Annotated in this window: 13 protein-coding genes; 7 read left to right on the forward strand and 6 right to left on the reverse strand. The window is 37.5% G+C overall.

Annotation, left to right across the window (positions count from 1 at the left end; all coding sequences use genetic code 11):
• Positions 1–245: 245 nt before the first annotated feature.
• On the forward strand, positions 246–1,934 hold the full coding sequence (gene fadD / locus ABN217_RS02500; RefSeq protein WP_115349821.1) for a long-chain-fatty-acid--CoA ligase FadD: 1,689 nt from the start codon (positions 246–248) through the stop codon (positions 1,932–1,934).
• A gap of 98 nt (positions 1,935–2,032) precedes the next feature.
• On the forward strand, positions 2,033–3,151 hold the full coding sequence (gene rnd / locus ABN217_RS02505; protein ID WP_340893074.1) for a ribonuclease D: 1,119 nt from the start codon (positions 2,033–2,035) through the stop codon (positions 3,149–3,151).
• 373 nt (positions 3,152–3,524) lie between these two features.
• On the opposite strand, the gene minE is transcribed toward rnd, so the two are convergent.
• The 3 genes from minE to minC are packed head-to-tail and all read right to left on the reverse strand — an operon-like array spanning position 3,525 to position 5,334.
• Entirely contained in the window at positions 3,525–3,794 is a 270-nt protein-coding gene (gene minE, locus ABN217_RS02510; protein ID WP_072068194.1) for a cell division topological specificity factor MinE, read from the reverse strand.
• A 3-nt stretch (positions 3,795–3,797) separates the two neighbouring features.
• Positions 3,798–4,610: a septum site-determining protein MinD gene (gene minD / locus ABN217_RS02515; RefSeq protein ID WP_099075461.1), complete on the reverse strand. Its 813-nt coding sequence runs from the start codon at positions 4,608–4,610 to the stop codon at positions 3,798–3,800.
• 22 nt (positions 4,611–4,632) lie between these two features.
• Positions 4,633–5,334 (reverse strand): septum site-determining protein MinC, encoded by a 702-nt coding sequence (gene minC / locus ABN217_RS02520; RefSeq protein ID WP_196554189.1) that lies wholly within the window; start codon positions 5,332–5,334, stop codon positions 4,633–4,635.
• Positions 5,335–5,467: 133 nt separating this feature from the next.
• Here minC and ABN217_RS02525 point away from each other — a divergent pair, with 133 nt between their 5' ends.
• From ABN217_RS02525 to ycgN, 4 genes are read left to right on the forward strand one after another with little or no spacing between them, the layout of a single operon-like run.
• Positions 5,468–5,755 carry a YcgL domain-containing protein gene (locus tag ABN217_RS02525; protein ID WP_072068467.1) on the forward strand — a complete coding sequence of 96 codons (288 nt, stop codon included), beginning with the start codon at positions 5,468–5,470 and terminating at the stop codon, positions 5,753–5,755.
• Positions 5,756–5,779: 24 nt separating this feature from the next.
• Positions 5,780–6,907 carry a lytic murein transglycosylase gene (locus tag ABN217_RS02530; protein ID WP_349459023.1) on the forward strand — a complete coding sequence of 376 codons (1,128 nt, stop codon included), beginning with the start codon at positions 5,780–5,782 and terminating at the stop codon, positions 6,905–6,907.
• A gap of 51 nt (positions 6,908–6,958) precedes the next feature.
• Positions 6,959–7,615 carry a fumarylacetoacetate hydrolase family protein gene (locus ABN217_RS02535; protein WP_196554191.1) on the forward strand — a complete coding sequence of 219 codons (657 nt, stop codon included), beginning with the start codon at positions 6,959–6,961 and terminating at the stop codon, positions 7,613–7,615.
• A gap of 36 nt (positions 7,616–7,651) precedes the next feature.
• On the forward strand, positions 7,652–8,095 hold the full coding sequence (gene ycgN / locus ABN217_RS02540; RefSeq protein ID WP_109408109.1) for a cysteine cluster protein YcgN: 444 nt from the start codon (positions 7,652–7,654) through the stop codon (positions 8,093–8,095).
• 62 nt (positions 8,096–8,157) lie between these two features.
• On the opposite strand, the gene ABN217_RS02545 is transcribed toward ycgN, so the two are convergent.
• Positions 8,158–9,045, reverse strand: a complete 888-nt coding sequence (locus ABN217_RS02545) for a PhzF family phenazine biosynthesis protein (RefSeq protein ID WP_197269145.1) — start codon at positions 9,043–9,045, stop codon at positions 8,158–8,160.
• Positions 9,046–9,737: 692 nt separating this feature from the next.
• Here ABN217_RS02545 and ABN217_RS02550 point away from each other — a divergent pair.
• Entirely contained in the window at positions 9,738–10,562 is an 825-nt protein-coding gene (locus ABN217_RS02550) for a DNA/RNA non-specific endonuclease (protein WP_371032478.1), read from the forward strand.
• A 63-nt stretch (positions 10,563–10,625) separates the two neighbouring features.
• Here the strand turns inward: ABN217_RS02550 and fetB are convergent, their stop codons facing one another.
• Together fetB and fetA are read right to left on the reverse strand one after the other, a co-directional pair.
• Complete coding sequence (fetB, locus tag ABN217_RS02555; RefSeq protein WP_197269146.1) at positions 10,626–11,399, reverse strand: iron efflux ABC transporter permease subunit FetB; 774 nt, start codon at positions 11,397–11,399, stop codon at positions 10,626–10,628.
• 51 nt (positions 11,400–11,450) lie between these two features.
• Entirely contained in the window at positions 11,451–12,095 is a 645-nt protein-coding gene (fetA, locus tag ABN217_RS02560) for an iron efflux ABC transporter ATP-binding subunit FetA (RefSeq protein WP_072068187.1), read from the reverse strand.
• Between the last annotated feature and the right edge of the window lie 8 nt (positions 12,096–12,103).

Here is a 12,103-nt window from a genome sequence, read left to right on the forward strand (position 1 = left end):
GGTGTATAATTGATATCTATAATATATTAGGTAACTATCTAATAGCGTTATTAAAGTTGAATAAAAATAAAAGAGAGGGCGGTTTTGACCGCCTTCTTTTTTGTTAATCTAAAAATAAAATATTTAGTGACACACTTCTCATCTTCACAACAGAAAATTGTTTGTGCTGGTAGGATGAGTTAATACTTTGTTAAAAATGAAACATAATATTAACCCAAGAAGTGCGATTAATCAGGAGTACTACTTTGGAAAAAGTCTGGCTTAAACGTTATCCGGCAGATGTTCCGGCTGAAATTGACCCGGACCGTTTCGCATCCCTTGCTGAGATGCTTGAAAACGCTGTCGCAAATTACGCAGATCAACCCGCCTTTATCAATATGGGCGAGGTCATGACTTATCGCAAACTTGAAGAGCGTAGCCGTGCTTTTGCAGCATACCTGCAAAATGGCTTAGGATTGAAAAAAGGTGATCGTGTTGCCTTAATGATGCCTAATTTATTGCAATATCCTATCGCACTTTTCGGTATTCTTCGTGCAGGCATGGTTGTCGTAAACGTAAACCCACTTTACACACCAAGAGAACTTGAACATCAGTTAAATGACAGTGGTGCAAGCGCCATTGTTATTGTCTCCAATTTTGCGCATACACTCGAAAAAATTGTGTTTAATACCAGCATTAAGCACGTTATTTTAACCCGAATGGGTGATCAATTATCTCGCCCTAAAGCAACACTCGTTGATTTTGTTGTTAAGTACATCAAACGATTAGTACCTAAATATAATTTGCCTGATGCCATTTCATTTCGAAGAGCAATGCATTTCGGTTATCGAATGCAATATATCAAACCTGAAATTACCGGTAACGATTTAGCATTCTTACAATATACAGGTGGAACAACGGGTATTGCTAAAGGCGCCATGCTAACGCATCGCAATATGTTGGCAAATCTTGAACAAGCCAAAGCGGCTTATGTTCCTGCTCTAAATGTGGGTAAAGAACTAGTGGTCACCGCATTACCGCTGTATCACGTCTTTGCTTTAACCGTTAATTGCCTGCTGTTTATTGAAGTTGGGGGTAAAAACTTACTTATCACTAACCCTCGTGATGTGAAAGGGACAATTAAAGAGTTATCACGTTACCCTGTCACGGCTATTACAGGTGTAAACACGTTATTTAACGCTTGGTTGCAAAATCCTGAATTTCGTCAACTTGATTTTTCCAAACTAAATCTTTCTGTTGGTGGTGGTATGCCTGTACAAAGCAGTGTCGCCAAAGAGTGGGAAGAGTTAACAGGCAAACATTTATTAGAAGGTTATGGCCTGACAGAATGTTCTCCTCTGGTCACTGGTAATCCTTATAATCTGAAAAAATACAGTGGTAGTATTGGATTACCTGTACCCTCAACTGACGTTAAGTTTATGGATGATGAAGGTAACGAAGTTGACCGAACTGTAGGCGGTGAAATGTGGGTTCGTGGACCTCAGGTCATGAAAGGATATTGGAACCGCCCTGATGCCACTGACGAGGTTTTACACGATGGTTGGGTTGCAACGGGTGATATTGCGACAATGGATGACGAAGGCTTTATTCGTATTATTGACCGTAAAAAAGATATGATCTTAGTCTCAGGATTTAACGTTTATCCTAATGAAGTTGAAGAAGTGGTTACGGGCCATCCTAAAGTATTAGAATCAGCGGCAATTGGTGTACCGAGTAAAAATTCAGGTGAGACAGTTAAGATTTTTATAGTGAAAAAAGACCCTACATTGACGGAAGATGAGATAAAAACACACTGTCGTCGCTACTTAACTGGGTATAAAGTACCTAAAATTATTGAGTTTCGTGATGAATTACCAAAATCCAATGTCGGTAAAATTTTACGCAGAGAGTTAAGAAATGAAGAAAAACAGTTGAAAACCTCAACTGAATCTTGATACAACACTCAATAACCTTTTTCAATTTCGCCGGTTTATACCGGCGTTTTTGTCATTACATAAAAAGTCATTAGACATAAAAACAAGAGAAACCTGTTTTGAATTATCAATTGATTACGACAGACACTGCATTAGAAACCGCTTGTAAAGCCGCATCACAAGCTTCACAAATCGCATTAGATACAGAGTTTGTCCGCATACGTACCTATTACCCGCATCTTGGTTTGATTCAGATGTATGATGGTAAACAGATCTCTCTTATTGATCCCCTAGCAATAACAAATTGGACTCCTTTCGTTGAATTATTAACTGCTCCAAACATCATGAAATATCTCCATGCGGGGAGTGAAGATCTCGAAGTATTTTCTCACCAGTTTGGTTGTGTTCCCAAACCAATGATTGATACTCAAGTGGTTGCTGCATTTTTGGGCTATCCGATTTCTTGTGGCTTTGCAACGTTAGTCGAGAAATATGAAGATATCGCATTAGATAAAAGCGAATCTCGCACTGATTGGTTGGCTCGTCCCTTAACGGAAAAGCAATGTCAATATGCCAGTGGTGATGTTTTCTATTTATTACCATTAGCCAAAAAACTTATTGCAGAAGCTGAAGAAGCCGGATACATGGAGGCGATTGTAGATGAATGTGAAATGATAGCTCAACGTCGACAAGAAACGGTTTCTCCTGAGTTCGCTTATCGTGATATTGGCAATGCATGGCAATTAAAAGGCCAGCAATTAGCCTGTTTAAAAATGTTAGCCGAGTGGCGTTTAAACCAAGCTAAAGCGCGTGATATGGCACTCAATTTTGTGGTAAGAGAAGAACACTTATGGGCTGTTGCTCGCTATCTTCCTACATCACTCGCTGAATTAGATGCATTATCGCTTTCAGGTCAGGAAATTCGTTGTCATGGACGCCGCTTATTAGATTTTGTTGCTAAGGCTAAAGAGATCAAAGATGAAGATTGTCCTGAGCCTATTGGCAATATCATTGAACAACCAAATTATAAAAAAGCTTTTAAAGCGATAAAATCCGTTATTCAAGAAATGAGTGAAAGTAAGCGCTATAACCCAGAATTATTGGCTTCAAGAAGACAAATTAATCAGTTATTAAGTATTCATTGGAAAATAAAAGAAGGGCAGCCTGAGCTTATTTCGCGCTGGCGTAAAGATTTATTAGAAGAAAAAATAACGGAAATTCTGGCGCAATACCCTTAATTTTGTTGATAGACGATTTTCTAACTGCTGAAGATAAAATTGCTGATAAATCGCATCAATAATCTCTGTGAAAGAAAAATCAATAGGAGTCTCTTAAGAGGCTCTTATTTTTTTCATGCAAAAAATATCGCCTATAAGAATAGGTGATAGTAATAAATGCATTAAATATAGAAACAGTAAAAGTAAATGTTATTGCGAAATAAAATGGCTCCTGTGACTTATCACCAATGATTAAAATAGCAACGAGATATAGCGCTATTTGCGCATTCAGGTGAATTCAAATTGTATATAATTAAACACAGAGCCAATCAAATTAATTATAGTTCATGGTTGGCTCTGTGAATAATGACTTATAAAAAGCGTAAAATATGATTTACTTTGTTGGTTCTTCGCTTTCAGGTAAGGTCACATTTAGCTCTAATACAGAGATATCATCACCTTTTTGTTCAAATTGAACAGAAAGCATCTCTGGATCTATCTGCACATATTTACAGATAACACCTAATAAATCTCTTTTCATATCAGGTAAATAAGCTGGCTCGCTATCACCACGGCGACGTTCAGCGACGATAATTTGCAAACGCTCCTTGGCAATATTAGCTGTCGGCTTTTTACGCGACAGGAAAAAATCTAGTAAAGCCATCTTTTACCCCCCAAAAAGGCGTTTCAGAAAGCCTTTTTTCTCTTCTTCAATAAAACGGAATGGATGTTCTTCACCTAACAAACGATTTACTGTATCCGAATAGGCTTTACCCGCATCAGACTCGCTATCTAAAATAACTGGTTCACCTTGGTTAGATGAACGTAAAACAGATTGATCTTCGGGAATAACACCCAAAAGTGGAATGCATAGAATTTCAAGAACATCTTCCATGCTTAACATATCGCCACGGCTCACTCGGCCTGGATTATAACGTGTTAATAACAGATGTTCTTTAATTGGATCTTCACCGCGCTCAGCACGACGTGATTTAGAGGCGAGAATGCCTAAAATACGGTCGGAGTCACGCACAGATGAAACTTCTGGGTTTGTTGTGATGATTGCTTCATCTGCAAAATAAAGGGCCATTAATGCGCCACTTTCAATACCAGCAGGAGAGTCACAAATAATAAAATCAAACCCCATTTCATCGAGTTCATCTAATACTTGTTCTACACCATCACGAGTGAGCGCGTCTTTATCTCTTGTTTGTGAAGCAGGGAGTATAAATAGGTTCTCTGTACGCTTATCTTTAATCAATGCTTGATTTAAAGAAGCATCACCCTGAATAACATTAACAAAATCATAAACAACTCTACGTTCACAACCCATAATAAGGTCTAAATTACGTAACCCAATATCAAAGTCGATAACAACCGTCTTATGACCTTTTTGAGCGAGGCCGGTAGAAATGGCCGCGCTGGAAGTTGTTTTACCAACCCCACCTTTACCTGACGTAACAACAATAATGCGTGCCATGGAGTGATTCCTTGTCGATGCTCTAAATTAAGTTCTCGATTGTTAATTCATTCTCTTGCAAACTCAGTTGTACTGATTTACCAACAAAGTCTGTAGGAATTTGATCGCTTAGCCAATATTGACCAGCAATGGAAACAAGTTCAGCAGACAGATGCGTACAAAAAATATGACTCTCTTGATCACCCGATGCGCCAGCCAGTACACGTCCACGCAATATACCGTAAACATGCACATTCCCATCAGCAATTAATTCAGCGCCTGCACTTACATTACTAATAACCACTAAATCGCTATTTTGAGCATAAATGCGCTGCCCTGAACGTACAGGGGTATGGATGATTTTTGTTTTTTGACGCACAACTGACTGTGCTTCATTCGTTTTATCGTTATTTGCCTGAGTTGTTGGCTTAGCTATTTTACCTTCATTTAAGATAGGTAACTGTGCGGCAATTATCGCTTCTTTCTGTTGAGCGTTTGAACTACCACTAATTCCCACGACACGTAAGCCAGCATCTTCTACAATTCGCCTCAGTTTTTTAAAATCAATATTATCATCTACTAATGCAGAGACATTGATAACCACAGGCGCGTTTTTCAGAAATTGAGGCGCTTGTGCAATTTTTTCTGAAATTGCCTGACGAATAACTTTCGGTGTTCCATCATTTAAATGAAGTACCGAAAGGGTAAAATTACTGCCTTTTAACTCAATGGGCGTGTTTGACATCTATCTGACTCAGTAAATTTTTTATAATCTGGCACAAAAAACCAGAGACGATATTACGAAAGTATATAAGCATGTTATATTTACTAAAATATTCAGGCAAGTCGCTTATTTTAATAATTAGAGTTTAATGAAAATGATTTGTGCAATTTACCGTAGTACCAAGCGTGATCAAACTTATTTATACATCGAAAAAAAGGATGATTTTTCTCGAATCCCGGACGAATTATTACAAAGTTTTGGCGAACCTCAGTTTGCAATGTTGCTTAATCTCGCGGATAGACAGCGTTTAGCGCATGCTGACATTGAAAAAGTCAAAAAAGCATTAGTTGAGCAGGGTTTTTACTTACAAGTTCCACCACCTGTCGAAAGTATGTTAAATACTTATTTAGATGAATTAAAAAAATCAGAAAAAACTGAATAAATCATCGAGATAAAAGGAGCATAAATGTTCAAATATTCGTTCATCGCTGTGATTGTTTCTGGTTTAATGCTGTCAGCCTGTACTAATAGCCAACAAAAATTGGCGGAAAGACAAATTATCGCACCAGAGGCAACGGCAGTTGAAACACAAAAAACACCTCGATGGAAACAAGTGAATATTGCATCATTAGAACAGGCCTTTCCTAAAGATGCTCGCACAGCTGCACAATTTCCTGCTTATGTTGAAGCACTGAAATTGAAAGCGGCTCAATTAGGATATAAACAAGAAACAATAGATTTTGCTTTTTCAGAGGCACATTTTATTGAACGAGTGATTAAATCTGATCGAAATCAACCAGAAAAGAAAATTACACTCGATGTTTATCTACCGCGCATTGTCACCAATGGTCGTCTAAATCAAGGCGCTAATCTTTATCAAGAAAATCAATCAACCTTAGAGTTAATTAGCAAAAAATATGGAGTGCCTGCAAACTATATTGTTGCGTTATGGGGGCTTGAAAGTGGCTTTGGTAAAGTGCAAGGCAAAGAAGATGTCGTTTCTGCGCTAGCTACATTAGCGTTTGAAGGTCGTCGAGAAGAGCTATTTACACGCCAACTTATGGCAGCACTTGAAATTATCGAGGAAGGACACTTACCGCAAGGACAGCGCTTGAAAGGCTCTTGGGCGGGAGCAATGGGACAAACTCAGTTTATGCCATCTTCTTTCCTTACTTATGCTGCAGATGGCAATGGTGACGGAAAAATAGATATCTGGAATACGCGTGAAGATGCATTTGCTTCGGCTGCTAATTATTTAGCGACTGAAGGCTGGAAAAGTGGACTTCCTTGGGGGGAACAGGTTACTTTATCAGTAGATTTTAACCAGCAACTTGAAGGTATTAAGGCCGAGCAACAAAAAACGGTTGCTCAATGGAAAGCATTAGGCGTTCAATTACCTGCTAATAGCCAATTAAGTGACGATATGCAGGTATGGTTAATAATTCCAGATGATGATTTACACAGAAGTTATTTAGTGACACAAAACTTCCGCACAATTATGCATTGGAATAGTTCTTACTTCTTTGCCCTTAGCATTGTCACAATTGCTGATGGCGTTGCTAATAAAATAAACTCACTGCCCAACGCGAGTTAGCCCTATTTGCAGTGAAATAAAACACAGCAATTTACCTAAAAGGAACACATTATGTATCAACATCGGGATTGGGAAGGTGCGTTACTTGATTTCCCTGTCAATAAAGTAATTTGCGTGGGTAGTAACTATGCAAATCACATTAAAGAGATGGGTTCAATTCGTTCAGAAGAACCAGTGATCTTTATCAAGCCAGAAACCGCTATGTGCGATCTTCGTCAACCTATTGCAATTCCTAAGGATATGGGTGCTGTTCATCACGAAATCGAATTAGCTGTACTTATCGGTCAGCCACTCAAACAAGCCAATGAAGATCGAGTTGATCGCGCAATTGCGGGTTTCGGTATTGGTCTTGATCTCACGTTACGTGATTTACAAGGTAAATTGAAAAAAGCAGGACAACCATGGGAAAAAAGTAAAGCGTTTGACGGCTCTGCACCACTGTCAGGTTTTATTCCCGTTAATTCTTTTGGTGATCCACAAAATGTCGATTTAATGTTACGTGTTAATGATGAGATTCGTCAGCAGGGTAACAGTCGTGATATGCTTACCCCTGTTTTACCCCTTATCAGCTATATGTCTCGCTTTTTTACCCTACGTCCTGGTGATGTGATTTTAACGGGAACACCTGAAGGTGTCGGCCCTCTAGAATCGGGTGATATGTTGGTATTAAGTGTTAACGAGCATCAGCTGACAACGCGGGTTATTTAATTCGTATCAGATGAGCAATAAGGTAATAACGTAGAGATGACAAAGGCTTTTTGGCAGACTAAAACATTAGATGAAATGAGTGATGATGAGTGGGAATCACTTTGTGACGGGTGTGGGCAATGTTGTTTACACAAGTTAATGGATGATGATACCGACGAAATATATTTTACCAATGTCGCTTGTAATCAACTTAATATTAAGACCTGCCAATGCAGTAATTACGAAGATCGTTTCCGTTATGAGCCAGATTGTATCAAGCTTACTCGGTATAATTTACCAACATTTGAGTGGTTACCACTGACATGTGCGTATCGTCTTCTTGCTGAAGGCAAAACATTACAAAGTTGGCACCCACTTATTGCAGGAAATAAAGCAAAAATGCACCAAGGTAATATATCTGTAAGGTATATTGCAGTGCCAGAAACGGAAGTTGAAGATTGGGAAGATCATATTCTTAATCGTCCGAAAGGGCGTGGTTAATTAAAAACTAACAACGTTGCGGAATTCAATTATTAAAAGCCCTTTTCGGGGCTTTTTTCCATTTAAAGACGGATTATTTTTTCTCCGAATATAGCAGCTTGCCCGCCAACGCTAACACTAAGAATTTCTTGAGCGTGTGAATTAATCGTCACTTCAAGCAACGATGAGCATCCCATCGCACGGCCTTGTTCTAAAAGAAAATGAGTTTCATTAGGAAAAACGTAATTGACCAAATAGCAGCCTAATGCTCCACTAGAACTGCCTGTTGCAGATTCTTCATTGATACCATACAAAGGTGCAAAATTTCGGCAATGAGCTGTAATGGCGATGTCTTGACTTAATTCAAATACGTGAAAACCGATGGTATCAAATTCACGACTTAGATCCGCAATCACATCAAAATTGGGTTGTAAAGTATCTAGTGAGCCTGGTTGCACAGGCACAATGATATCGTGTAAACCTGTTGAAATGATCGTAATGGGTAAGCCAGTTTTTTCAATAACATCACGGTGTATACCCAATGCTGTTGCGACAACATCAATATTAGGGCCTTGACGCATAACAGGACGTGTTTGCTCCATAACAATACTTTGTGAGCTTACTGCGACACTTAGAATACCTGCTTTTGTTTTTTGCGTGTAATTACCCGACTCAATGAAATTAAGCGAAGCTAGAGTAAAGAAAACGGCTAATGTCGCATGCCCACAAAAATCAACTTCTCCTTCTGGAGTAAAAAAATCAACCTTAAAGTCGGTCTCTTTGCCTGTATAGACAAATGCGGTTTCAGAAAAGCCGACTAGGCGGGCAATTTCTATTTTTTGTTTATCACTTAGATTAGGGGGGTTAAGTACGACACCTGCGGGATTACCTCCAGAATTATTGCGGGTAAATGCGTTTACAAGATATACCTTTATTTTGTGCTCGGTAGTGAGGATAGCGCTGTTTTTCATCTGGATTTTCTCGTGTTATAACTCAATTCAATTTAAATTTTTATATAAAGTCTAATATGGATAATTGTTGGTAAGCTTTAGATTTATATAGTAAAAAATGATGATAGTTCCTTTTTATTAGATGTGAATAATAGTACATATGAAAAAATAAATCGCTAGGAGCTTCCCACGGATTAGAAGTATCAATAATTCAAGAACAACAAGCAAACTGTGATATAAATAATTTCCTCTTTATTGATGATAATAAAGAGAAAATTATTCCATATAAAAATATATTTAGAAAACTTGTTGACTAAATAAGAATTATATCCCATGATTATTCTCATGGTGGAAATTTAGTCTTCACCAAACCTAATAAGTTTTAAACCTCGCTTAATGCGGGGTTTTTTGCTTTTTGGGACAGTGAAAATAAATATTCATCATAAACGGTGTTTGGGATATTTGATCTTTAGAATTCTTACGCGCCGTTTTTTTATTTCTTAGCAAAATTCTGGGCTGTAAATTGTGATTAAAAATAACCTCATTAATACGATGGGGTTTTTGTATTGCAGTTTATAGTTGGAATACATCATCGAGAGAAAATAGGATTTTTCTCTTTTAACAAAAAGCTCGCTTCGGCGAGTTTTTTTGTTTCTTTATTTAAAAAGGAATTTTATATGAAACGTATTACACCTATTATTTTATCATTTTTTATGATCTCCACCAGTTATGCAAATACCGATATAACTGTTGAACCTAATACTAATATTGGATCTTCATTGTTAACTTCGGCGCGTGATATTTCCATGCGTTCAATGAATGATGAAAATTGTGGTATTGGTTGTCCATTAGGCGGAAGCGAAACCACTATTCAGCGAGATGTTTATACACTAAATAATAATAGCGAAACCAAGTTTGCGGATTGGGTTGCTTATTTAGTAACTAAAGACAGCATAGGTAGTGGTAAAGCACGTAATTGGAAAAAAGATCCGGCTTTAGGCAATGATGAGACCTTATCGCCAGCGGATTACAAAAATGCCAATGCCACATTAAAAGTTGACCGTGGTCATCAGGCGCCTTTAGCTTCATTGGCTGCGTTACCTGGTTGGAATGCACTTAATTATCTTTCTAATATCACACCACAAAAAGCAGATTTAAACCAAGGTGCGTGGGTACGATTAGAAGATCAAGAGCGTAATTTGGCCAAAGCAGGCCACAAAGTCTTTACAGTGACAGGCCCTATCTATGAAAGAGATATGGGTAAATTGCCAAGTACAGATAAAGATCACACAATTCCAAGTGCTTATTTTAAAGTGGTTTTTCTAAATGATTCTCCAGAAAATTCCTCTTATGCGGCGTTTATTATGGATCAACAAACACCGAAAAAAGCAGATTTTTGTGAATTCCAAGTAACAGCGGCAGAAGTGGAAGCACGTACAGGTTTAACACTTTGGAGTGAGTTACCTGAAAACGCTCAAGATGTGAAAACTCAAGCAGGTGAGTTAGTTAAAAAAATGGGGTGTACGGTATTAAAGTAATTATTTAAACCTGCATACTAGTAATAAAAGGTCACTTTATTTAGTGACCTTTTTCAATATAAATTAACTATTTTCTAAATTAATTAGCTGATGACGTTGATTAAAGAATTTTTTATAGGTTAAGTAACATGCAATTATGGTCGAAATGCTGGCTGTTGCCATCAACATAAACGTCACCATAATTTGATATTTCACGGCTTGTAATGGATCAACCCCTGCAAAAATAAGGCCTGACATCATACCTGGTAAGCTTACAATACCAACTGTTTTTGCTGCATCAACCGTTGGGATTAATGAAGATTTAATACTGTCTCTGATAATACTCATTGAGGCTAATTTAGGGGTAGCTCCAAGGCTTAACATCTCTTGTAATTGCTGTTGCTGATTTTGAAAACGTTGCCCTAAATTATTATAACAAAGACCAGTTGCTATCATTGCGTTACCTGCAATCATTCCGGTAATAGGAATGATTTGAATAGGAGTAAAAGCAATCGAACTGGTGAGTAATAAAATAGTTAGGGTTAATAATGCCCCTGTGGTAATAGCAGCAAAAGAGATAAGAAAAATATCTTTAACATATTTACTGCGTTTTTGGGCGTTATGTGCCGCGTTATAACAGATAAATAGCACCATTAAAAAGGTGAGAATAAAATGGTCTACATGGAATATATAGGTCAATACATAGCCAACAATTAAGAGTTGGACAATGGCCCTTGCGGTACTCCAAATAATATCCTTTTCTAATGATAATTTTTCTTTGTGGCTAATAAAGATTGCCACAAGTACTAATAACAGCGAGAAAATAAGTGACTCATTACTTATCGTATGTTCGTTCATAATAGTATGTTCGCTCATCGCTAAAGGGTAACTGATAAAAAAATAAACAAATTAATCATTATTATGAGAAGATAATAAGATCACATCATCGGCATGTTTTATTTCATTTTGATCGTGAGTGACCCATAAAACAGCGAGTTTTTGATCTTTAACATAATGATGAATAACCTCATTCACTTTTGTTTTGTTATCTTCATCTAATGCACTGGTTATCTCATCAAGTAATAAGATTTTTGGCATAAATTGTAAGTTTCTTATCAGCGAAATACGTTGCCTTTCTCCACCTGACAGCTCGTTTATTCCTTTTTCCTTAATAGAAATAGGCAAACAAAAATAATCTAAATCGTGTGCAATTTTCTTATCATCAACGGAGACTTTTCGTAAAAAATAAGGAAATTTAAGATTATCGTAAACCGTTTCACCAAATAACATGGGTGTTTGTGTACAGTAAGATACTTGTTGACGATATTCTTCAGGAGAGAGGGTTAAATAATCTTTCTGCTCAAAGAAAATAGAACCGCTGGTGGGAGAGAGCAGAGAAGCGATAATCTTAAGCAAGGTGCTTTTACCACAACCAGAAGGACCGGTGATAAGTTTAAATTCGCTAGGGTGAAGTTCAAAATTGATATTATCAAGAATTTTTTTGTTATTGACTTGATAACCTATTTTATCAAGTCGTAAAAGTGTGCTTTCCATTCTTATTC

Source organism: Proteus sp. fly-1067 (genome assembly GCF_040139345.1).
In the GTDB taxonomy this organism is placed as follows: domain Bacteria; phylum Pseudomonadota; class Gammaproteobacteria; order Enterobacterales; family Enterobacteriaceae; genus Proteus; species Proteus vulgaris_B.